We start from the raw sequence: 22782 nt of genomic DNA, 5'->3' as shown, positions 1-22782 counted from the left end.
CAAAAATCAAGACAGATTGCGGATCCAGTTGTGCGGATCGTTGGTGCGGCCGTACTGGATGTCGACGAGCTGCTTGCGCAGGCCCATGGCGACCGGGCCGGCCGCGCCGCCGCTGATCTCGAAATCGCCGCTCACCGAGCGCACCGTGCCGATGGGCGAGATCACGGCGGCGGTGCCGCAGGCAAACGCCTCCTTCAGCTTGCCGCTTGCCGCATCCTTGCGCCATTGGTCGAGCGAGTACGGCTCCTCGCGCACGGTCTTGCCGGCGTCCTTGGCCAGCGCGATGATGGAATCGCGGGTGATGCCGGGCAGGATGGTGCCGAGCGGCGGCGTCGAGAGCGAGCCGTCGTCGAACACGAAGAACACGTTCATGCCGCCGAGCTCTTCGATGTAGCGGCGCTCGATCGCATCGAGGAAGACGACCTGATCGCAGCCGTGCTGGATCGCTTCGGCCTGCGCGCGCAGGCTTGCGGCATAGTTGCCTCCGCATTTGACGGCGCCGGTGCCGCCGACCGCAGCGCGCGTGTAATTCTCGGACACCCAGATCGAGACCGGCGCGGGGCCGCCCTTGAAGTAGGAGCCGACTGGCGAGGCGATCACCGCGAAGATGTATTCGGACGACGGCTTGACGCCGAGAAAGGTCTCGCTCGCGATCATGAACGGGCGCAGGTAAAGGCTGCCCTCGCCGCCCGGCATCCAGGCGCGGTCGATGCGCACGACTTGCTCGACCGCCTCGATGAAGACGTCTTCGGGAAGCTGCGCCATCGCCATGCGGTCGGCCGAGTCCTTGAAGCGCCGCGCATTGGCGTCGGGGCGGAACAGGTTCACGCCGCCGTCGTCGCGCTTGTAGGCCTTGAGGCCTTCAAAAATTTCCTGAGCGTAGTGCAGGACGGCGCCGGCCGGATCGAGCTGAAAATTGGCGCGGGCCTCGATACGCGCCTCGTACCAGCCGCCCTTGGCCTGGTTGTAGCGGACCACCGCCATATGGTCGGTGAAGACCCGCCCGAAACCGGGGTCCACCAGCTTGGCGACCCGATCCTTCTCTGGGATCGGATTGGATGCGGGCTGGATGTCGAATTTCATGCTCATGTCCTTGCCTCCCGCTGCCGGTGGCGGCGCCGTTCTGGCACCCGCCTGCCCTGATTTGGGCCCGGCTGGCTCGATTGGTTTCTGGCCGAACCGCCGCCAGCCTTGTTACGGCCGGTTTCCGTGGCCAGCATGTCACCGAGGACATGCTTTTGCGGAAGACGGAAGTCCAGTATGTTTTGCCGAAATGCCGTTCGACAATCGCACGGTAGATCTGCTCCGGCCGTCGCCGCCTGTCCGGCCCTGTGCGGCCGCCTTGCTTCGATGCCCACCCGATGCGAAACGATCTAAAATTTCGTCCGGGCCGATCGTTTTGTAACATTCAAACCAAGATACGTCAATATGCCTGACATAAATTTCGCGACTCCTTCTCAAGACGCTGCCGGGCCGCGGCCGGCCGCAGACGACGGAGGCAATTTGCGCTGGGATATCATCGAACTGCTGTTCTTCGCCTATCGCGATTTCGTCGGCGATCCCGACCAGGAGCTGGAGGCGTTCGGCTTCGGCCGGGCCCATCACCGCGTCATGCACTTCGTCTATCGTTATCCCGGGCTCAAGGTCGCCGACCTCCTCGACGTCCTGCGCATCACCAAGCAGTCGCTCGGCCGGGTGCTCAAGCAGCTCCTGGACGAGGGCTATATCGTGCAGAAGACCGGCGACAATGATCGCCGCCAACGCCTGCTGTTTGCGACGCCGAAGGGCGAGGCGCTGGTGCAGAAGCTCGCCGGTCTCCAGACCACGCGCATCACCAAGGCACTCGCCGAGATGGCGCCGCAGGATGCCGAGACCGTCAAGCGCTTCCTGCGCGCGATGATCGACCGCGACGATCCGGATAAGGTGCTCGAGACGATCTTTGCCACCGTCAATCAGGACAAGGAGTGACCGTGCCGCTCGCTGCCACGCTCGCACGCCCGCCGGCACGCCCCGCCGACGATGCTCCGCATCTCCTGCTGGTCGACGACGACCGCCGCATCCGCGACCTGCTCTCGCGCTTCCTTGCCGGCGAAGGCTATCGCGTCTCGACCGCCGCCAGCGCCAGCGACGCTCGCGCGAAGCTGATGGGCCTGCACTTCGACCTCTTGATCCTCGATGTCATGATGCCCGGCGAGACCGGCTTCGATCTCGCCCGTTTCATCCGGACCTCGTCCTCGGTGCCGATCGTGATGCTGACGGCGCGGCATGAAGCCGAAGCGCGCATCGAGGGCTTGCAGATCGGCGCCGACGATTACGTCGCAAAGCCGTTCGAGCCGCGCGAGCTTGCGCTGCGCATCAACAACATCCTCAAGCGCGCCGCGCCGCCGCCACAGGCCGCTGCGGTCGAGAAGATCGCGTTTGGCCCGTACATCTATCACCTCGACCGCGGCGAATTGCGTCAGGGCGAAGACGTCATTCACCTCACCGACCGCGAGCGCGAGATGCTGCGGATTTTATCGGAGACACCGGGCGAGACCGTGCCGCGCAGCGCGCTGACCGGCAATGGCAGCGTCAACGAGCGCGCCGTCGACGTGCAGATCAACCGCCTGCGGCGCAAGATCGAGACCGATCCCGCCAATCCGCTGTTCCTCCAGGCCGTGCGCGGCATCGGCTATCGGCTGGTAGCCTCGCCATAAAAAGTGAAGCGCCACCGATGAGCACGATCGATACCGGCCTGACGCTTTTGAAGAGCGCCGCCGGCCGCGTCTCCGCCGCCAATGGCTGGATGGGCAACGCGTTCAAAGGCTGGATGCCGACCGGCCTTTATGCGCGTGCGCTGCTGATCATGATCGTGCCGATGGTGATCCTGCAGTCGGTCGTCGCCTTCGTGTTCATGGAGCGGCACTGGAACACGGTGACACGGCGCCTGTCGGCTGCGGTGGTACAGGACATCGCCGCGCTGATCGACGTCTACAAGGGCTATCCGCAAGACCGGGATCGCGACCAGATCCGCCGCATCGCACAGCAGCGCCTCGGCCTCGTCGTCGATTTCCTCCCGGCCGGCGACATGCCGCCGCCGGGACCAAAGCCGTTCTTCTCGCTGCTCGACCAGACGCTGTCGGTGCAGCTCGGCCGCCAGATCGGGCGCTCCTTCTGGATCGACACGGTCGGCCGCTCCAACCTTGTCGAGATCCGGATCCAGCTCGACGACGCCGTGATGCGCGTGTTCGCGCAACGCAGCGCCGCCTATGCCTCGAACTCGGAGATCTTCCTGTTCTGGATGGTCGGCACGTCCTCGATCCTGCTGATCGTCGCGGTGCTATTCCTGCGCAACCAGATCAAGCCGATCCTGCGGCTTGCCGACGCCGCCGAAAGTTTTGGCAAGGGCCGCGAGGCGCCGAATTTCCGCCCGCGCGGCGCGCGCGAGGTGCGGCGCGCGTCGGTCGCCTTCCTCGAAATGAAATCGCGCATCGAGCGAACGATGGAGCAGCGCACCGCGATGCTCGCCGGCGTCAGCCACGATCTGCGCACGATCCTGACGCGGTTCAAGCTCGAGCTGGCGCTGATCGGCGACAGCCCCGAAATGGAGGGCATGCGCAAGGACGTCGACGAGATGTCGATGATGCTCGAGGACTACCTCGCCTTTGCCCGCGGCGATTCCGGCGAGCAGTCGCAGCCGACCGACATGGCGCAGGCGCTCGAGGAGCTGCGCAGCGACGCCGAACGCCACGGCCACACGGCGACCGTCGCATTCAACGGGCTGCCCGTGGTCACGGTGAAGCCGGCCTCGTTCAAGCGCTGCCTCGCCAACCTCGTCACCAACGCCGCCCGCTACGGCAAGAGCATCGCCATCACCGGCCAGCGCGATCACCGTTATTTGACAGTGACGGTCGACGACGACGGACCGGGCATTCCCGCGCATCTGCGCGAAGAAGTGTTCAAGCCGTTCCTGCGGCTGGACAACGCCCGCAACCAGGACGAAGGCGGCACGGGTCTTGGCCTCGCGATTGCCCGCGACATCGCCCGTTCGCACGGCGGCGACATCACTCTTGGCGACAGCCCGATGGGGGGATTAAGGGCGAGCGTGCGGATACCGGTGTAACCGGTGATGTAGCCCGGATGGAGCGTAGCGCAATCCGGGATTCTTTCTTCGCGATCGATGCACCGGCCCCGGATTTCGCTTCGCTCCATCCGGGCTACGATCTTCCCTACTTCGGCAACAGCGCTTTCAGCTTGTCCATGTCGCGCACGTTCATCTTGAAGCCGCCGGGCATCACGATATCGCCGGGCTTCTGGTCCGGCTTGCACGCCCCCAGCCATTTCGCTTCGAGCTGCATGGTCGTGTCGCGGCCAGCCGCGCCGGCGGCGCCGCCTTGCGCGTGCGACGACGTCTTCACCGTATAGGCCGAATTGAAATCGCCGGTGATCTCAGCATGCGAGGCCGTGCTGATGCCGGCGACGTTGCACTCGGAATCGCTGACATAGCCGGTCGCGGTCTTCTTGATGTCCTGCTTGGCGCAGATCTGCTTGGCCATCGGGGAGACGTTGTTGTTCATCTCCTTGTCGACGGTCTCGTCGGTGCAGTGCTGCATGGTCATCTCGGGCACGGGCGTGCCGGTCCTGACCATCTTCAATTCCCACAGGCCCGCCTTGCGCACCGGCAGGTCGTCAGCGCGGACGCTGCCTGCCGACAAGACGAGGCAAAGCGCGGAGCCGAGCAAAGCGAGTTTGCGCGTCATGTGGGAAGCTCCCGGCTGCGAGATAGCGGCGCTACGAAAGCGCCTCAGTAGAGCGTGCGGATCGGCTGGTCGGCGGCGCCATAGGGCACCCAGCGACAGGAGAACGAGATGTAGCCGCCCTCATAGGCCTGCACCGCCAGGAATTTGGCGACCTTGCTGTAGCGCGCGCAGTGATCGACCGCGACCTGCCGCGCATCCACTTGGGTTGCCATCGAATAGGCGATGATGCCACCGGTGTCGTTGCCCTTGAACGGAGGCACCGGAAGCAGATCGGCGCGCGCCGACTGGCTCGCCATCATACCCAGGGCAAGAAGGCCCGCGGCCGCAATGATTCGCATTCCCGTCACTCCGATTGGTTGGCGGCAGTTTACGGTGCCAGCGCGGCGGTGGAAAGAACGGAAGGCCCCTCTAGTGCAGCATTGCGGTCAACTCGTCGGCAAGTGTTGCCGCGCTGCACTTGACCTCCTCCGGCCTTCGCGGCACCGTCGGACCCTCGCAGATCATGCTGTCTGGATCATCCATGCGCGCCTCGACCTTCCTGAAATCGCTCCGCTTCGCCGCCGTGCTCGGCCTCCTGTTCGGGGCGCTGTCGCTCGGCGAGGCCAGGGCCGCCAATCCGCTGGAGCTGAATTTCTGGCTGAGCGGGCCGCGCTATGACGGCAACGTCTCCGAATGCGACAGGGCGCTGCCGACGATCGCCAGCCAGTTCTGGGAGAAAGAAAGCTCGTTCTGGAATTCCTCGTTGAAGATCACGGGCTTCGCCGCGGTTCACGAGACCGCGTTCCGGCCCTGGGCATCCGACAACATCCCGCGCCGCTATTGCACCGGCGAGGCCATGCTCACGGACGGCAAGATGCGCAAGGTGCATTTCTCGATCGTCGAGGATGGCGGCTTCGCCGGCTACGGTCAGGGCGTCGAATGGTGCGTGGTCGGGCTCGACCGCAACTGGGCCTACAACCCGGCCTGCCGCGCCGCCAAGCAATAACTGAAAAAGTTCTGATCCGGACCGGTCCGGCGGCCGAACGACGGTCGCCCGAATTTTGTTCTTGAAATGTTCCTGTCGCCTGCTAGGCTGATCTGCACAGTCTAGTTGAGGGGCGTCGCCATGTTTCATTCCAGATTGCATTCCTTTTCCCGCCTGATGATCTCACTGACGCTTGCAGCCGGGTTGGCTGCATTGGCCGGTGGCGCCAAGGCCCAGGACAAGCGGCAGAACACGCCCGGCGAATTCGATTTTTATGTGCTGTCGCTGTCGTGGTCGCCCTCCTTCTGCGAAGAGGCGGCGGAGCGCGGCGGCCGTTCGCAGATCCAGTGCAGCGGACGGCCCTACGCTTTCGTGGTCCACGGTCTGTGGCCGCAATATGAGAACGGTTTTCCGGAATATTGCCAGCGGCCGTCGCCGCGGCTGAACCGCAGCATCGTCTCCTCCATGCTCGATCTGATGCCGGCGCCGGGGCTGATCTTCAACGAGTGGGACAAGCACGGCACCTGCTCGGGGCTGGCCGACCGCAGTTATTTCGAGACGATCCGGAAGGCGCGCGCTGCAATCAAGATTCCGGCTGAATATCTCGATCTATCGCAGGCCAAGACCGTGGCGCCGGCGGAGGTGGAGGAAGCCTTCGTCAAGGCCAATCCGGGCCTCAGCAATGCCGCCGTCTCGATCACCTGCAACCGGACGCGGCTATCGGAAGTCCGCATCTGCCTCAGCAAGGACCTCCAATTCCGCGCCTGCGAGGAGATCGACCGCCGCGCCTGCCGCCGCGACCAAGTGACGATGCCGCCGATCCGGGGTGGGTAGCCCGAGCGTCGTGCCTCTTTGCTCAAGCCGTCACGTGGCGTAGTGCTCTTGCATGAATTACCGCCACGCCTTTCACGCCGGCAGCTTCGCTGATGTCATCAAGCACATCGTGCTGGCGCGGATCATCACCTACCTCCAGGACAAGCCGGGAGCGTTCCGCGTCATCGACACCCATGCCGGCGCCGGCCTCTACGATCTCGAAAGCGACGAGGCGCGCCGCGGCGGCGAGTGGCTGACGGGCATTGCGCGGCTGATGCAGGCGCGGCTGTCGAACGACGCCATGGCGCTGACCAAGCCCTATCTCGACATCGTCCGCGCCTTCAATCCGAAGGGCGAGCTCAAGGCCTATCCGGGCTCGCCGCTGATCGCGCGCGCCCTGATGCGGCCGCAGGACCGCCTCGTCGCCTGCGAACTCGAGCCGAAGGCGCGGAAAGCGTTGATCGGCGTGCTCCGCCACGACGAGCAGGCCCGCGTGGTCGACCTCGACGGCTGGATGGCGCTGCCGGCTTTCGTGCCGCCAAAGGAACGGCGCGGGATCGTCCTGATCGACCCGCCATTCGAGGCCAAGGACGAGTTCGACAAGCTCGGCGAGGCCTTCTCGGCGGCGTTCGCGAAATGGCCAACCGGTATCTATGTAGTCTGGTATCCCGCCAAGAGCCGACGGGCCACTGATGCGCTGGTGCAATCATTGGCGCGGCTAGCAACCGTCGCAAAGCCCCCGGGAAAATGCCTGCGCCTCGAATTCAGCGTGGCGCCGCAAGCCGACGGCGCAGCCCTCACCTCCAGCGGGCTCTTGATAGTCAATCCCCCTTACACACTGCACGGTGAACTCAAGACGATCCTGCCGGAGCTGGAAATGCCGCTCGGCCAGGGTGGCGCTGCCAGATTCCGATTAGAGGTGCCGAGGCCGTAACACTCCGGCATCTTGGGAAAAATATGCAGGAGCGGTGGTCAATCTGCAGAGAACCGTATTATGCTGTTTCAGTGACTGGCTTTACGTTCCGCTTCCGCGAATGGTTGCGGCGGAGTGAAGGCCTAAGAAAGATCCAGTCGGACCGAATGGTCTGCACAAGGATGGCCAGCTCCCGGGCTTCGTAAGGCCCGGTCATGTCGTGACGTGCGTCTGCGTCACGACGGAGGAGCAATGAGGGGGAGTTTCCCGATGGCCATGACGGGAACGGTCAAGTTTTTCAACGGTGAGCGCGGCTACGGATTCATCAAACCGGACGACGGGGGCCGCGACGTCTTCGTGCATATTACTGCTGTGGAGCGGGCCGGACTGAAGGACCTTGCCGAAGGACAGCGTATTACTTTCGAAGTCGAGCCGGACAAGAAGGGCAAGGGGCCGAAGGCGGTCGATTTGGTCATCTTGTCCTAGCGAGTCCGACGCGAAAACACCGGCGCAAAAAAATCCCGGCCGCGAGCGGCCGGGAGGCTGTAGTCCGGTATTTTCTTCTTTGGGTATCAGAAGTGATAGTTCACGCCTGCGCGCACAACGCTGGCGCTATAGCCGTTTGACACGCCTGTAATCGCGAACTGACTCGTCGACAGATCGATGTAGAGATATTCGAGCTTGGCGCTCCAGTTCGGCGCGAAGCCGACTTCCGCACCAGCACCAATGGTCCAACCGGCGCTGGTGTGCGACTCCGTCCAGCCGAACGTCTGTGCACGCAGCTCGCCGAAGGCGAGGCCCGCCGTGCCGTAGAACAGCACGTTGCTGAAGGCGTAGCCGGCGCGGCCGCGCAGGGTGCCGAACCACGGGTTGGAGAACTTCCACGGCGCGAAAGTGTCGTCGGCACCGGCGGCCTGGATGTCGCCCTCGACGCCGAACACCCAAGGACCGTTCTGGAAATTGTAGCCGGCCTGAACGCCGCCGACGAAGCCCGACGGTTTTGCGGGATTGTTGTTCACCGAGCCCCATTCGTAGCCGAGATTGGCACCGAGATACGGACCGGCCCAGCTATAGGCGTTGAGCGGCTGATTGACCGTGTAGGGCGCACGCTGCCCGTAATTGAGATCGGCGGCCTCTGCCGAAGCCGTCCAGCCGACTGCAGCCAACGCGGCTGCGCCCACAACGAGCCCCTTCATCACACACTCCAACGCAACTGTCCCAACCGGTGCGATGCCCGCGCCGCCGCGCGAGGCAAAACCGTATGGTTACGGAACCACGACTTTTTCGCGTAAGATTTATCGAGAGTTTTAGGTTAAAGGCCTGTTAAGTCGGGTTACCGCGCTGTTAACAGGCTTAAGTAAGCGTTACCGGGAACTGCGCCACCATCCTGTGCGTGCCGCACGGCCGGAACTTCAAATCGGCACCCGCAGCGCCTAAATTCGCACCATGGTTCACGATTCCACCGACAATCCGGACGACGCACGCGTACGCAAACCCGTGCGCGGCAACGCGCCCGATGTCCCGCCCCAGGAAACGGAAGCGGCGCCGCCGGACCTCGATCCCGCCACCGCAAGCGGCGACGACGAGGACGACGCACGGCTGCCGGACATCCTGGAAGAGAGCGGCACGGTCGGCGAAGAGCCACTGGCGACCGGCCACGAGGCGATCGAACGCGCGGTCCGCCTCGCCCCCACCTCGCCCGGCGTCTATCGCATGCTCAACGCCAGTGCCGACGTGCTCTATGTCGGCAAGGCCAAGAACGTCAAAAAGCGCCTGTCGAACTATGCGCGCCAGAGTGCGCCGCAGCCGGCGCGCATCCTGCGCATGATCGCCGCGACGGTTACGGTGGAAATCATCTCGACCCACACCGAGACCGAAGCGCTGCTGCTGGAGGCCAACCTCATCAAGCAGCTTCGGCCGCGCTTCAACGTGCAGCTGCGCGACGACAAGTCGTTTCCCTACATCCTGATCACGGGCGATCATTGGGCGCCGCAGATCCTGAAGCATCGCGGCGCGCAGACGCGGCCCGGTCGCTATTTCGGCCCGTTCGCCTCCGCCGGCGCCGTCAACCGCACCATCACCGCACTTCAGCGCGCGTTCCTGATCCGCTCCTGCACGGATTCCTTCTTCGAGAGCCGTTCACGGCCCTGCCTGCTCTACCAGATCCGCCGTTGCGCCGGTCCCTGCACCCGCGAGATCGACTTCCCCGGCTACACGACCCTGGTGCGCGAGGCGAGCGACTTCCTGTCCGGCAAGAGCCATGCGGTGAAACAGGAGCTTGCTAGCGAGATGGAGAAGGCCTCCGGCGAGCTCGAATTCGAAAGCGCCGCGCTCTACCGCGACCGCCTCGCTGCGTTGTCCGCGATCCAGTCGCAGCAGGGCATCAATCCGCGCACGGTGGAAGAAGCCGACGTGTTCGCCATCCACCAGGAGGGCGGCTTCTCCTGCGTCGAGGTGTTCTTCTTCCGCACCGGGCAGAACTGGGGCAACCGCGCCTATTTCCCGCGCGCGGAGAAGACCTATACGCCGGAAGAGGTGCTCGGCTCCTTCCTCGCCCAATTCTACGACGACAAGCCGCCGCCGAGGAATATCCTGCTCTCGCACGAGATCGAGGAGAGCGAGCTGCTCGCCAACGCGCTGTCGATCAAGGCCGGCCGCAAGGTCGAGGTTTCCATGCCGAAGCGCGGCGAGAAGAAGGAGCTCGTCACCCACGCGCTCACCAACGCGCGCGAGGCCCTGGGCCGCAAGCTCGCGGACACCGCGACGCAGAGCCGGCTGCTGGACGCCATGGCCACGACCCTGAGCCTGCCACATGCGCCGAAGCGGATTGAAGTCTACGACAACAGCCACATCCAGGGCACCAACGCAGTCGGCGCCATGATCGTTGCCGGCCCGGACGGTTTTGTGAAAAACCAGTACCGCAAGTTCAACATCAAGTCGGAAGGGATCACGCCGGGCGACGACTTCGCCATGATGCGCGAAGTGCTGGAGCGCCGCTTCAAGCGCCTGATCAACCCGCCCGAAGAGGGCGCGGCCAAAACCAAGGACGACGACTTCCCGCAATGGCCCGATCTCGTGATCATCGACGGCGGCCGCGGCCAGCTCAACGCGGTCCGGGAAATCTTTGCAAATCTCGGCCTGACCCAGGTGGCGCTGATGTCGGTGGCCAAGGGGCCGGACCGGGATGCCGGCCGCGAGACCCTGTTCATGCCGGAGCGCGAGGCGATCAAGCTGGAGCCGCGCGACCCCGTGCTCTATTTCATCCAGCGGCTGCGGGACGAGGCGCACCGCTTCGTCATCGGTTCGCACCGCAAGCTGCGCAAGAAGGACATCCGCGAGGCCGGCTTGCAGGAGATTCCGGGCATCGGTCCGTCACGCAAACGTGCCTTGCTGCACCATTTCGGAACCCTGAAGGAGATCGAACGGGCTTCGATCACCGATCTCGGCAAGGTTCCGGGGGTGAGCGCCGAGAGCGCCCGCAGGATTTTCGAGTATTTCCATCCCCAGCCGGGGTGAAATAAAGGGGGGCCGCGGTCATATGGTCGTCGCATCCCGCACCCCATTTGGGGAGCGGAACGGTTGACCTTCAGGCTGCAGCGGTATTGGTAGGACGGATGAACATCGCCACGACACGAGGGACCACCAGCCGCGCGATGTCCCTCCCGAACATCCTGACCTACGGCCGGATCGCCGCGATCCCGGTCGTGGTCGGCTGCATCTACGCACAGTCGATCATGGACGGCCCGCTGTGGCTGCGCTGGGTCGCCGTCGCCATTTTCATCGCGGCTGCGGTCACTGACTACCTCGACGGCTATTACGCGCGGATCTGGAATCAGCAATCGGCGTTCGGCCGCATGCTCGATCCGATCGCCGACAAGCTTCTGGTCGCCTCGTGCCTGCTGATGCTGGCCGCCGACGGCATCATTCACGGCTGGTCGCTATGGGCCGCCATCGTGATCCTGTGCCGCGAGATCCTGGTCTCGGGCCTGCGCGAATATCTTGCCGCGCTGCGCGTCAGCGTGCCCGTGACCAAGCTTGCGAAGTGGAAGACGACGGTTCAGCTCATCGCCATCGGCTTCCTGCTGGCTGGTCCGGCCGGCGATGAGGTGGTGCCCATGGTCTCGATGATCGGACTGGCGCTGCTCTGGGCTTCGGCGATCCTCACCATGTACACCGGCTACGATTATTTCGGCGCCGGCATCCATCACCTTATCAAGGAGGATGAGGGATGAAGGTGAAGTACTTCGCCTGGGTGCGCGAGCGCGTCGGCAAGGCCGAGGAGACGATCGAGCCGCCCGCGACCGTGCGTACCGTGGAAGAGCTGATCGCCTGGCTGTCCGGCCAAAGCGAAGCCTACGCCTACGCGTTCGAGAAGCCGAAGGTGATCCGTACCGCGATCGACCATGCCCACGTCAAGTCGGACGCCGCGATCGCGGGCGCTCGCGAGATCGCGTTCTTCCCGCCCATGACCGGCGGCTAGACCATGCCCGTCACCACCTGCCCTGTCACCATCCGTATCCAGCAGGACGATTTCGACATCGCGCGCGAGATCGCGGTGCTGACCGGGAACCGCACCGACATCGGTGCGGTCGTGAGCTTTTCCGGCATCTGCCGCGGCGACGAGGACAGCGCGAAGATCGCCGCGCTCTCGCTCGAGCATTATCCTGGAATGGCCGAGGAAGAGATCAGGCGCCATGCCGACGAGGCCACCTCGCGCTGGCCTCTCAACGGCGTCACGGTGATTCATCGCGTCGGCCGGTTCATGCCCGGTCAGAACATCGTGCTGGTGCTGACCGCCTCGCAGCACCGCCAGGCAGCGTTCCAGGCAGCCGAGTTCCTGATGGATTATCTCAAGACCAACGCGCCGTTCTGGAAGAAGGAAGAGAGCGCCTCCGGCACCGGCTGGGTCGAGGCCCAGGCCCGCGACGATGAAGCCGCCGCACGCTGGACCCGATCCTGATGGCAACAACATCTAAAAAGACCGTGCGCGGCCGCGCCGCGCCAAAGCTCGCGAAAGTGGGCCGCGGAGAGCTTCTCACGCTGGTCGATTTCGTCCGCTATGCGGTGAGCCGCTTCAATGAGGCCAGGCTCGCCTTTGCTCATGGCACGCCCGATCCGGTCGCGGAAGCGGCTTTCCTGGTCTGTGAAGCCCTGCATCTGCATCCCGAGCAGTTCGAGATTTTTGCCAACGCGCGCGTCACGGCAGCCGAGGGCAGGATCATCATCGATCTCATTCATCAGCGCGTCACCACGCGCAAACCGGCCGCTTATCTCGTCAACAAGATCTACATGCGCGGCCTGCCGTTCTATGTCGACGAGCGCGTCATCGTTCCGCGTTCCTTCATCGGTGAGCTCTTGGAGTCGCATTTCGGCGGTGACGGCGAAGCCGGCTCGCTGATCGACGACCCCACCGCGGTCGAGCGGGTGCTCGATCTCTGCACAGGATCGGGATGCCTCGCGATCCTCGCCGCGCATCATTTTCCGAACGCCACGATCGACGCCGTCGATATCTCCAAGGGCGCGGTCGACGTCGCCAGACGGAATGTCGGCGAATACGGGCTCGATGACCGGATCAGCCTGCATCGCGGCGACCTGTTCGCCCCGCTCGGTGACACCAAATACGACCTGATCATCACCAACCCGCCTTATGTCGACGCTGAAGGCATGGCTGCGTTGCCGCCGGAGTGCCGGGCCGAGCCGAAGCTCGCCTTTGACGGCGGCGCCGACGGTCTCGACGTGGTGCGCCGGATCCTGCGCGACGCGCCTGACCACCTGACGCCGGATGGTGGGCTGATCTGCGAGATCGGCCGGGGCCGCAAACTCGTCGACGAGGCCTTTCCCGAACTGCCGCTGCTCTGGCTCGACACCGAGGACTCCGAGGGCGAAGTGTTCTGGATCGCGGCAGCCGATCTCGGCTGATCCATCACCGCGGTCCGACCTCGTTCGGAACAAGTCAAATACCGCCACGTTCATCCCCCGACGATTTTTCTCGCACTCGGAGGATAACCGCATGCTTGCGCCATCGGGCGAATTGCTGCGCGCCGGCGTCGCGCTCAAGCTCAACCATCTCAAGCGCGCCGCCCAATCCTATGCCCGTGACCGGAGCAATCAGGCCACAGGGCGCATGACCTCGTACGCGACTGCGGCCGGACTGCTCGCGGTTGCGGGCTTGTTCGTCGTCGCAGCCTTCTTCGTCGGCCTGATCGCGCTGTACCGCTGGGTTGCAATCCATTACGGGCAATTCTGGGGGTTCGGCGCCGTTGGCGGCGTGCTCCTGATCCTGGCCGCCGCCTGCGCCGGCGTCGCCATGGCCCAGATGAAGCGCAAGACCAAGCCGATCGTGCCGCTCGCCAGCCGCCTGCGCGTGGCGATCGCCACCCCGCGCATCCCGCGCGGAACGGTGAAACAGGCGGTGAAAGAGGTCGCGACGACAATTCCCCTGGCGCCGCTCGCGCCGGGCGAACGAGGACATGAACCAAGACATGGCGGCAGCACGTGGCCGGCTCGGTCCAACCGCCCCGTGCAACTTGGGCTGATGCTCGCAGCCGTTGGGCTGGTCGGGCTCACGGCCGCGCGCCGGCGGCGTCACGGCCACGGAGCGGAGACCTGAAATGCCTATACGGCGCGCCGAACAATTTGACAGCTGGCTGTTGGTGGCAGCCACGACCGTGTTCGTGCTCACCGCGGAACGGTATTTCCAGGATTCCGGCATGGTCCGGGCGGGACCTCCGCACGACCACCGCAAAGGCGAGGCGAATTCGCCGGAAACGAGCCCGGTGGGTGCAGCCTCGCAGCCCGGCCGCGGCCGCCGCGCGAAAAGCCCGTTCGCGATCCCTTGGGCGGGCTGGAAGGACGTCTTCTGGCGCACCTATCAGCGCATCGACGACGATCGCCTGCTCGCAACCGCCGGCGGCGTCGTCTTTTTCGGGCTGCTCGCGATCTTTCCCGCCATCACGGCTCTGGTTTCGTTCTATGGCCTCTTCGCCGACCCCTCGACGATCAGTTCCAACCTGCAATCGCTCGCGATGATGCTGCCCGAAGGCGCGTTCCAGATCGTCGAGGACCAGGTCGCCCGGGTCGTGTCGAACGGCGGCGCGACCCTTGGTTTCACTTTCCTGTTTGGCCTCTTGCTCGCGATCTGGAGCGCCAATGCCGGCGTCAAGGCCATCTTCGACGCCATCAACGTCGCCTATGAAGAGCGTGAAAAGCGCAGCTTCATCCGGCTGAACTCAGTCTCGCTGGCTTTCACGGTCGGTGGCATCGTTGCCCTGCTCCTGATGGTAGGCGCTGTGGTCGCCTTTCCGCTCGCGCTCAATCACCTCGGCATGGCGCCCGAAAGCAAGACGATCGTGGCGCTGGCGCGATGGCCGGTGCTGTTCGTCATTCTCCTTGCCGCGCTCGCCGTCCTCTACCGCTTCGCGCCCAGCCGCGACGCCCCGCGCTGGCAATGGCTGAGCGTCGGAGCGGTGGCGGCCGCGATCCTCTGGATCGCCGGCTCGGCGCTGCTGTCCTGGTATCTCTCGGAATTCGCCAATTACAATGCGACCTACGGCTCGCTCGGCGCTGCGATCGGCTTGATGATGTGGATGTGGATGTCGGCCATCGTCGTCATGTTCGGGGCCGAGCTGAATTCGGAGATCGAACGGCAGACCCTGCGCGACACGACCACCGGGCCGCCCAAGCCGCTTGGCACCCGCCAGGCCGTCTCGGCCGACACGGTCGGCGCTGCGGCGCAATCCTGACTCCGAAATCGGGCCGCTATCCCCTCGAATCAACAATGATGTTAAGCTCATGCCGCTTGGGGGAGCATGCGGCGTGACGGGTTCGATACGCCACCCCGTGTTTTCCCGGTCAGGCAGTCAGCTCTTGAGGCGTAACGCGCGGCATGATTCGTATTTCGACGATCTTCATCGCCATCTGCATGGTTCTGGTCGCCGCCTCGCTCGGGCTCGTGCTCTACGCAGTCGCCGGCATCAGCGGAACCGAATCCGCGATCGTGGCACTGACGGTGCTGACCTTCCTGATCCTCTACAATGCAGTGTCGATGCGACTGCGCGACCGCAGCGACGTCGGCGGCCAGATCACCGACCTTTCGCGCGGCACCGCCGACCTCGCCCGCCAGGTCGCCGAGTTCGGCCGCCGGCTTGCCACGATCGAAGCACGCATCGCCTCCTCCAATTCGACCAACTCCGACCGCATCCAGTCGGTGGTCGGCGAGATCAACGAGCTCGGCGGGTTGGTCAGGCAGCTCGCCACCACCGTGTCGGCCCATGAGGATCTGATGGCCGGCCACGCGCCGGTGCCGGCCCCCGCTCCGATCGCAAGGCAGGAGCCGGAGGCGCAGCTCGACCTGATGGCCACGTTCGAGGAGGGGCGTCCGGCTGCCCCTCCCCCGGCGCCCGCGCCGCAGCCGCGGCCGTCGGCGCCGGCGATTCAGACCCAGACCGCCAATCCGGTTCAGACCGCCAACGGCCGCAACCAGACCCAATTGCTGGCGACGCTCCGCAACGCAATCGACGAGAACCGCATCGACATCTTCCTGCAGCCGATGGTGACGCTGCCGCAGCGCAAGGTCCGCTTCTACGAGGCCGTGACGCGCCTGCGCGACGAGCGGGACCAGTTGGTCGCGGCTGAGGAGTTCATCAGCATCGCCGAGGCCTCCGGCCTAATCGGGCGCATCGACAACATGGTGATGCTGCGCTGCGTGCAGGTGCTGCGACGCCTGATGGTACGCAACAAGGAGGTCGGCGTGTTCTGCAACGTCGCGGCTTCCACGCTCGGCAATTCCACGACCTTCGCGCAATACCTCGATTTCCTCGAAGCCAACCGGGCGCTGGCGCCCTCGCTGGTGCTGGAATTCAAGCAATCGACCTTCCGCAATCTCGGCCCGACCGAGACCGAGAATCTCGCCGCGCTCGCCCAGCGCGGCTTCCGTTTCTCGATCGACCATGTCACCGATTTGCGCATCGAACCGCGCGAACTCGCCGATCGCGGCGTGCGCTTCATCAAGGTGCCCGCCTCGCTCCTGCTCGACGCGAGGCAGGCTTCGGCTTCGGACATCCACCCTTCCGACCTCTCCGACCTGCTCGGCCGCTTCGGCATCGACCTGATCGCCGAGCGGATCGAGGGCGAGCGCGCCGTGATCGACCTGCTCGACTATGACGTGCGGTTCGGCCAGGGGTTCCTGTTCGCGCCGCCCCGGCCATTGCGGCAGGAGGGGTCATCTGCTACCGCCGCGCCGAACCAGGCACAGGACACCCAGGCATCCAATGGCTCCGGCACCCCCAGCTCAAGCGCGACGTCGACTGCGTCTGCGCCACAGCGCGTCACCGGCAACGCCGCGCTCGCGCGTCGGATCTGATCGGCCGCACGCATCATGACCACGCTGCATTTCGCCGAAAGCCTGCGTGAACTCGTGGCGGGCGTGGACGTCGTGCTCAGCGACATCTGGGGCGTGGTCCATAACGGCCTCGAGTCTTTCCCCGAAGCCTGCGAGGCGCTGCACACCTATCGTAGCCGCGGCGGTACGGTCATCCTGATCACCAACGCGCCGCGCCCGGCAGACTCGGTGCAGCGGCAATTGCGCAAGCTCGGCGTCGCCGACGAGACCTACGACGCGATTGTGTCTTCAGGCGACCTGACGCGGCTCTATGTCGCCGATCATCCCGGCCGCAAGATGTTCTGGCTCGGCCCCGAGCGCGACAACTCGATCTACCGCGGCCTCGATGCGGTGACCGCGCCGCTGGAGCAGGCAGACTACATCGTCTGCACCGGCCTCTATGACGACGAGACCGAAACGGCGGAAGACTATCGCGGCATGATGCTGAAAGCGCGCGAGCGCAAGCTGACGCTGGTTTGTGCCAACCCGGACATCGTGGTGGAACGCGGCGACCGGCTGATCTACTGCGCCGGCGCGATCGCGGAGCTCTATCGCGAGCTCGGCGGCGAGGTGATCTTCTACGGCAAGCCGCACCGGCCGATCTACGAGCGCGCGATGGCGCTCGCCGGCGAACGCCAGGGCCACCAGATCGACCGCAAAAAGGTGCTCGCGATTGGCGATTCCGTCCGGACCGACCTCACCGGCGCGCGCGAGTTCGGGATCGATTGCCTGTTCGTGACCCGCGGCATCCATGCCGAGGATTTCGAGGGTCTCGACCAGCTCGACCCGGCTTCGGTGCTGGAATTGTTCGGCCATCCGCCGAAGGCGCTGATGCGCGAACTGAAGTGGTGATGGCTACGGCTTGAAGCGTCGCCTACCTAGACCAATTGCTAAGCCCCCGGACGCCGTCATGGCCGGGCACAGTCGGCCGTAGGACGGCGTCGCTCCCGCTCGCCTACGCCCCGGCCATCCACGCCTTCTTTGCAGCCCCAAACGTGGATGCCCGGGACAAGCCCGGGCATGACGATCCCAATGATGGATTATTATCCGGCCAAGCGCGCCTTACGCGCTTGCCATGTCCGGGAAGACCGCCTCGATCTTGGTCTTCAGCGTTGCCGCGTTGAACGGCTTGACGATGTAGTTGTTCACGCCGGCCTTCTTGGCCGCGATCACGTTCTCGGTCTTCGATTCGGCCGTGATCATGATGAAGGGCGTGGTGGCGAGGTTCGGATCCGCGCGCACTTCGCGCAGCAGGTCGTAACCCGTCATCGGCTCCATGTTCCAGTCGGAAATCACGAGCCCGTACTTCTTGCCGCGCATCTTGTTCAGCGCTGCCGAACCGTCGCTTGCATCATCGATATTCTCGAAGCCAAGCTGCTTCAGGAGGTTCCTGATGATACGGATCATGGTGCTGTAGTCGTCAACCACCAGAACCGACATCGACAAATCAACCGCCATCTCGACTCCCCCAACGCAAACCCAGGAAATATTTACGATCGGACCTGCCGGGCCGGAGCCCCGCGGTTCCACGCCCAAGGACTAGCACCAAGGCGTTAAACAGCGCGTTAACTGGGAACGCCCCCGGTGGACTGAAATCGCTTTCGATGCGGCCGCCCCCTCCCGCTTGACTTCATCCGGCCCATCACGCCACGGTCCCGGCCGGTCCCGCCGGTTCGAGAATTCCCCTGATGGCTCCGCATTTTACCGTTATCCGCGACACCACACCGGACTCCGCCATTGCAAGGGGTGCCGTGGTCGCCATGGGCAATTTCGACGGCGTTCATCTCGGCCATCGCGCCGTGATCGCCGCAGCCCTGGAAATGGGCAGGATACATGGCCGCCCTGCTCTGGCATTGACCTTCGAGCCGCATCCGCGCCGGTTTTTCAGCCCCAACACCCCGCAATTCCGCCTGACGGACGAGCGTGCCAAGCTGCGGCTTCTGGCCGGCACCGGACTTGCCGGCGCCGTGGTTATGACCTTCGACAAGTCCCGCGCCGGGACCAGCGCGCAAGACTTCATTCACCATGACCTGATCGGTCGCCTGGGCATCGGTGGAATCGCCGTCGGCTACGACTTCCATTTCGGCAAGGGTCGGGTCGGCTCGCCGAGCCTCCTGGTCAACGAGGCGCCCCGGCTCGGCATCGAGGTCGACGTGCAGCCGCATGTCGATATCGACGAGCGGCCGGTCTCTTCCAGCGCGATCCGGATCGCGCTCGCCGAAGGCCAACTCGACGAGGCCACGGCCATGCTCGGCGCGCCCTGGTTCATCACCGGCGAGGTCATCCACGGCGAGAAGCGCGGCCGCGACCTCGGATATCCCACCGCCAACATCCGCCTCGATGCCAATTGCGGCCTCAAGCACGGCATCTATGCGGTGCGAGTCGGCCGCGGCGCGGAGCGGCTCGACGGCGTGGCAAGCTTCGGCCGCCGCCCGACCTTCGATAACGGCGCACCGCTGCTGGAAATCTTCCTGTTCGACTTCAAGGGCGATCTTTACGGACAGACGCTCGACTGCGCCTTTATCGGCTTCATTCGCGAGGAGCTGAAATTCGACAGCCTGGAGGCCCTGATCCGCCAGATGGACGACGATTCTGCCCGCGCCCGGGCCATGCTCGACGCCGCCCCGAACGCGTTTCCGAGGCTTGGCGCCATCGATTGAGGTCGGAAATCGGCGCGCCGAACCTTTTGCGCTTCCTCCGCCCCCCTGCTATGGAGAGCCATGTTTGCGCGGCGCATCATAGGGATTAGCGGCCCGGCTTCCGCCTGAGCCTTCGGCTCGGCGCAAGACCGGGATGTTGTCGTTTCACCCGCGATTCCGCATCGCCATCCGTTCCCGCGCCCTTCCGAGCCAGTCAGCCTCATGTCCGACAAGTCCCAAAAATCCGAAGCTAAAGACTATTCGAAAACCCTGTTCCTGCCGCAGACCGAATTCCCGATGCGCGCCGGCCTGCCGCAGCGCGAGCCGGAGCTGCTGAAATACTGGAACGACATCGGCCTTTACGACAGGCTGCGCCAGGAAGCCCAGGGCCGCGCCAAATTCGTGCTGCATGACGGCCCGCCCTACGCCAATGGCAACATCCATATCGGGCACGCGCTGAACAAGATCCTCAAGGACGTCGTGACCAAGAGCCAGCAGATGCTTGGCTTCGACTCCAACTATGTGCCCGGCTGGGACTGCCACGGCCTGCCGATCGAATGGAAGATCGAGGAGGAGAATTACCGCTCCAAGGGCAAGCAGAAGCCCGACTTCCGCGACTCCGCCGCGATGGTGGCGTTTCGCAAGGAATGCCGCGCCTATGCGACGCACTGGATCAACGTGCAGCGCGAGGAGTTCAAGCGGCTCGGCATCATCGGCGACTGGGATCATCCCTATCAGACGATGAGCTATCCCGCCGAAGCGCAGATCGCCCGCGAGCTGATGAAGTTCGCCGCCAACGGCACGCTGTATCGCGGCTCCAAGCCGGTGATGTGGAGCGTGGTCGAGAAGACCGCGCTCGCCGAGGCCGAGGTCGAGTACGAGGACTACACCTCCGACATGGTTTGGGTGAAGTTTCCCGTCACGTCCCCGGCACATGGTGCGCTCGCCAATGCTTCGGTCGTGATCTGGACCACCACGCCGTGGACACTGCCCGGCAACCGCGCGATCTCGTTCTCACCGAAGATCGCCTACGGCCTCTACAAGGTGACGGATGCGGCTGCGGACAATTGGGCGAAGACCGGCGATCTCCTGATCCTGGCCGATGCGCTCGCCGCAGAGGTGTTCAAGCAGGCGCGCGTCACGGCCTATGAGAAGGTGCGCGACATTCCCGGCGATACGCTGGACGCCGTGGAGTGCGCCCATCCCTTGCGCGGCCTCGATGGCGGTTACGAGTTTATCGTGCCGCTGCTCGCCGGCGAGCATGTCACCGACGATACCGGCACCGGCTTCGTGCACACCGCCCCGAGCCACGGTCGCGAGGACTTCGACGTCTGGATGGCCAACACCCGCGAGCTCGATCAGCGCGGCATCTCGACGGCTATCCCCTACACTGTCGACGAGAACGGCGCCTATACGGCGCAGGCCCCTGGCTTCACCGGCAAGCGCGTGCTCAACGACAAGGGCGAAAAGGGCGATGCCAATGAGGCCGTGATCAAGGCATTGATCGAGGCTGGCAAGCTGCTCGCGCGCGGCCGCCTCAAGCACCAATATCCGCATTCATGGCGCTCGAAGAAGCCGGTGATCTTCCGCAACACGCCCCAATGGTTCATCGCGATGGACAAGGACATCAGCGACGATGGCCACGCCAAGAAGGGCGATACACTCCGGGCCCGCGCGCTGCATGCGATCTCGGTCACGCAATGGGTGCCGCCGTCGGGTGAGAACCGCATCAACGGCATGATCGCCAATCGTCCGGACTGGGTGATCTCGCGCCAGCGCGCCTGGGGCGTTCCGATCGCTGTGTTCGTGCGCGAGAAGAGCGACGGCTCGGCCGAGATCCTGCAGGACGAAATCGTCAATCAGCGCATCACCGAGGCCTTCATGGAGGAAGGCGCCGACGCCTGGTACATGGAAGGCGCCCGCGAGCGCTTCCTTGGATCGCGCGCGAAGGAAGACTGGAGGAAGATCGACGACATCTGCGACGTCTGGTTCGATTCCGGCTCCACGCACGCCTTCGTGCTCGAGGATCGCCAGAACTTCCCGCAGCTCGGCAACATCGTCCGCAAGGTCGACGGCGGCAACGACACCGTGATGTACCTGGAAGGCAGCGACCAGCATCGCGGCTGGTTTCACTCGTCGCTGCTGGAGAGCGCCGGCACGCGCGGCCGCGCGCCCTATGACATCGTGCTCACCCACGGCTTCACGCTCGACGAGAACGGCCGCAAGATGTCGAAGTCGATCGGCAACACCGTCGAGCCACAGAAGGTGATCAAGGATTCGGGCGCGGATATCCTGCGCCTGTGGGTCTGCGCCACCGACTATGCCGACGACCAGCGCATCGGCCCGGAGATCCTGAAGAACACCATCGAGACTTACCGCAAGCTGCGCAACACCGTGCGCTGGATGCTGGGAACGCTGGATCACTACAAGCCGGCCGACGCAGTCGCGCCCGCCGACATGCCTGAGCTCGAACGGCTGATGCTGCACGAGCTCGCGGTCCGTGCTGCCGTCGTCCGCAAGGCCTATCAGGAGTTCGACTACAAGACCGTGGTCGCAACCTTGTCCGCCTTCCTGAACAGCGAGCTCTCGGCGTTCTATTTCGACATCCGCAAGGACACGCTGTATTGCGATCCGCCGTCCTCTCTGACGCGCAAGGCGGCGCTGACCACGATCGACCTGTTGTGCAGCTCGATCCTGAAATGGCTGGCGCCGATCCTCAGCTTCACCGCGGAGGAAGCCTGGCGCATGTACAGGCCCGACGCCGAGCCCTCGGTGCACCTGACGCTATTTCCGGAGAACCTCGAAAGCCTGCGCGACGACAAGCTCGCCGCGAAATGGGAAGCGATCCGCAACGTCCGCCGCGTCGTCACCGGTGCGCTGGAGCTCGAACGCGCCGCCAAGAACATCGGCTCGTCGCTGGAGGCATCACCGGTGATCTATGTCGCCGACCGCGACATGCTGGCGACGCTGTTCGACACCGACCTCGCGGAAATCTGCATCACCTCGAATTACGAGGTGCGCGAGGGCGAGGCGCCGGCTTCCGCATTCCGTCTCGATGCCGTTCCAGGCGTCGCTGTCGTGGTGGAGAAGGCGGTCGGCACCAAATGCGCTCGTTCCTGGAAGATTTCGCCGATGGTGGGTGAGGATCCCGAATATCCAGACGTCACCCCGCGCGATGCCAAGGCGCTGCGCGAATGGAAGGCGCTGGGGGTCAGCATCTAGGTCTCACCGTCGTCCTGGCGAAAGCCAGGACCATTACCACCGCCGCCAATTGCGACGAAGGCTGATGACCACAAGTCTTTCAAACAACGACCGCCTCGGAGCATGGGTGCTGG

The 22782-nt window shown here is 64.6% G+C and carries 23 protein-coding genes; 18 read left to right on the top strand and 5 right to left on the bottom strand.

What is annotated here, in order from left to right; all coding sequences use genetic code 11:
• Window positions 1-6: 6 nt before the first annotated feature.
• Window positions 7-1089 (bottom strand): branched-chain amino acid aminotransferase, encoded by a 1083-nt coding sequence (locus GWG67_RS27260; protein ID WP_275172443.1) that lies wholly within the window; start codon window positions 1087-1089, stop codon window positions 7-9.
• Window positions 1090-1428: 339 nt separating this feature from the next.
• Between GWG67_RS27260 and GWG67_RS27255 the strand changes: the two genes are divergently transcribed.
• Genes GWG67_RS27255 through GWG67_RS27245 form a run of 3 tightly spaced genes read left to right on the top strand, consistent with a single transcriptional unit; the run spans window position 1429 to window position 4102 of the window.
• Entirely contained in the window at window positions 1429-1968 is a 540-nt protein-coding gene (locus tag GWG67_RS27255; protein WP_007596846.1) for a MarR family winged helix-turn-helix transcriptional regulator, read from the top strand.
• A complete protein-coding gene (locus tag GWG67_RS27250) occupies window positions 1965-2696 on the top strand; it encodes a response regulator (protein WP_275172442.1) in 732 nt (243 codons plus the stop codon). Before GWG67_RS27255 ends, GWG67_RS27250 begins: the two co-directional genes overlap by 4 nt.
• 17 nt (window positions 2697-2713) lie before the next feature.
• The gene (locus GWG67_RS27245; RefSeq protein WP_275172441.1) at window positions 2714-4102 is read left to right on the top strand and encodes an ATP-binding protein; all 1389 of its coding nucleotides are present in this window, start codon (window positions 2714-2716) and stop codon (window positions 4100-4102) included.
• Window positions 4103-4208: 106 nt separating this feature from the next.
• On the opposite strand, the gene GWG67_RS27240 is transcribed toward GWG67_RS27245, so the two are convergent.
• Window positions 4209-4739 (bottom strand): DUF3617 family protein, encoded by a 531-nt coding sequence (locus GWG67_RS27240; protein ID WP_275172440.1) that lies wholly within the window; start codon window positions 4737-4739, stop codon window positions 4209-4211.
• 44 nt (window positions 4740-4783) lie between these two features.
• The gene (locus GWG67_RS27235; protein WP_275172439.1) at window positions 4784-5077 is read right to left on the bottom strand and encodes a hypothetical protein; all 294 of its coding nucleotides are present in this window, start codon (window positions 5075-5077) and stop codon (window positions 4784-4786) included.
• 182 nt (window positions 5078-5259) lie between these two features.
• On the opposite strand from GWG67_RS27235, the gene GWG67_RS27230 reads away from it, so the two are divergent.
• From GWG67_RS27230 to GWG67_RS27215, 4 genes are all read left to right on the top strand, one after another.
• A complete protein-coding gene (locus tag GWG67_RS27230) occupies window positions 5260-5724 on the top strand; it encodes a hypothetical protein (protein ID WP_027565385.1) in 465 nt (154 codons plus the stop codon).
• 120 nt (window positions 5725-5844) lie between these two features.
• The gene (locus tag GWG67_RS27225) at window positions 5845-6537 is read left to right on the top strand and encodes a ribonuclease T2 (protein ID WP_275172438.1); all 693 of its coding nucleotides are present in this window, start codon (window positions 5845-5847) and stop codon (window positions 6535-6537) included.
• A gap of 52 nt (window positions 6538-6589) precedes the next feature.
• Window positions 6590-7450, top strand: a complete 861-nt coding sequence (locus GWG67_RS27220; protein WP_275172437.1) for a 23S rRNA (adenine(2030)-N(6))-methyltransferase RlmJ — start codon at window positions 6590-6592, stop codon at window positions 7448-7450.
• Between the two features lie 249 nt (window positions 7451-7699).
• A complete protein-coding gene (locus GWG67_RS27215) occupies window positions 7700-7915 on the top strand; it encodes a cold-shock protein (protein ID WP_092029496.1) in 216 nt (71 codons plus the stop codon).
• Window positions 7916-8001: 86 nt separating this feature from the next.
• On the opposite strand, the gene GWG67_RS27210 is transcribed toward GWG67_RS27215, so the two are convergent.
• Complete coding sequence (locus GWG67_RS27210) at window positions 8002-8625, bottom strand: outer membrane protein (RefSeq protein WP_275172436.1); 624 nt, start codon at window positions 8623-8625, stop codon at window positions 8002-8004.
• Between the two features lie 250 nt (window positions 8626-8875).
• Here GWG67_RS27210 and uvrC point away from each other — a divergent pair, with 250 nt between their 5' ends.
• From uvrC to GWG67_RS27165, 9 genes are all read left to right on the top strand, one after another.
• Window positions 8876-10945, top strand: a complete 2070-nt coding sequence (gene uvrC / locus GWG67_RS27205) for an excinuclease ABC subunit UvrC (protein ID WP_275172435.1) — start codon at window positions 8876-8878, stop codon at window positions 10943-10945.
• Between the two features lie 98 nt (window positions 10946-11043).
• Complete coding sequence (pgsA, locus tag GWG67_RS27200; RefSeq protein WP_007596859.1) at window positions 11044-11661, top strand: CDP-diacylglycerol--glycerol-3-phosphate 3-phosphatidyltransferase; 618 nt, start codon at window positions 11044-11046, stop codon at window positions 11659-11661.
• Window positions 11658-11909 (top strand): molybdopterin converting factor subunit 1, encoded by a 252-nt coding sequence (gene moaD, locus GWG67_RS27195; RefSeq protein ID WP_018318355.1) that lies wholly within the window; start codon window positions 11658-11660, stop codon window positions 11907-11909. The genes pgsA and moaD overlap by 4 nt, the downstream gene beginning before the upstream one ends.
• Window positions 11910-11912: 3 nt before the next feature.
• Entirely contained in the window at window positions 11913-12389 is a 477-nt protein-coding gene (locus GWG67_RS27190; RefSeq protein ID WP_275172434.1) for a molybdenum cofactor biosynthesis protein MoaE, read from the top strand.
• The gene (gene prmB / locus GWG67_RS27185) at window positions 12389-13348 is read left to right on the top strand and encodes a 50S ribosomal protein L3 N(5)-glutamine methyltransferase (protein ID WP_275172433.1); all 960 of its coding nucleotides are present in this window, start codon (window positions 12389-12391) and stop codon (window positions 13346-13348) included. The genes GWG67_RS27190 and prmB overlap by 1 nt, the downstream gene beginning before the upstream one ends.
• 91 nt (window positions 13349-13439) lie before the next feature.
• The gene (locus tag GWG67_RS27180; protein ID WP_275172432.1) at window positions 13440-14039 is read left to right on the top strand and encodes a phage holin family protein; all 600 of its coding nucleotides are present in this window, start codon (window positions 13440-13442) and stop codon (window positions 14037-14039) included.
• Window position 14040: 1 nt separating this feature from the next.
• A complete protein-coding gene (locus GWG67_RS27175; protein ID WP_275172431.1) occupies window positions 14041-15171 on the top strand; it encodes a YihY/virulence factor BrkB family protein in 1131 nt (376 codons plus the stop codon).
• A 143-nt stretch (window positions 15172-15314) separates the two neighbouring features.
• A complete protein-coding gene (locus GWG67_RS27170) occupies window positions 15315-16790 on the top strand; it encodes an EAL domain-containing protein (RefSeq protein WP_275172430.1) in 1476 nt (491 codons plus the stop codon).
• A gap of 15 nt (window positions 16791-16805) precedes the next feature.
• Window positions 16806-17660, top strand: a complete 855-nt coding sequence (locus GWG67_RS27165; protein ID WP_275172429.1) for a TIGR01459 family HAD-type hydrolase — start codon at window positions 16806-16808, stop codon at window positions 17658-17660.
• Window positions 17661-17870: 210 nt separating this feature from the next.
• Here the strand turns inward: GWG67_RS27165 and GWG67_RS27160 are convergent, their stop codons facing one another.
• A complete protein-coding gene (locus GWG67_RS27160; protein WP_007596883.1) occupies window positions 17871-18266 on the bottom strand; it encodes a response regulator in 396 nt (131 codons plus the stop codon).
• A gap of 230 nt (window positions 18267-18496) precedes the next feature.
• Between GWG67_RS27160 and GWG67_RS27155 the strand changes: the two genes are divergently transcribed.
• Together GWG67_RS27155 and ileS are read left to right on the top strand one after the other, a co-directional pair.
• A complete protein-coding gene (locus GWG67_RS27155) occupies window positions 18497-19468 on the top strand; it encodes a bifunctional riboflavin kinase/FAD synthetase (RefSeq protein ID WP_275172428.1) in 972 nt (323 codons plus the stop codon).
• A 201-nt stretch (window positions 19469-19669) separates the two neighbouring features.
• Window positions 19670-22669, top strand: a complete 3000-nt coding sequence (ileS, locus tag GWG67_RS27150) for an isoleucine--tRNA ligase (RefSeq protein ID WP_275172427.1) — start codon at window positions 19670-19672, stop codon at window positions 22667-22669.
• Window positions 22670-22782 lie beyond the last annotated feature (113 nt).

Origin of the sequence: Bradyrhizobium sp. CSS354, assembly GCF_029051725.1 — a bacterium.
Classification (GTDB): domain Bacteria; phylum Pseudomonadota; class Alphaproteobacteria; order Rhizobiales; family Xanthobacteraceae; genus Bradyrhizobium.
This window is presented reverse-complemented; position numbering and strand designations above follow the sequence as displayed.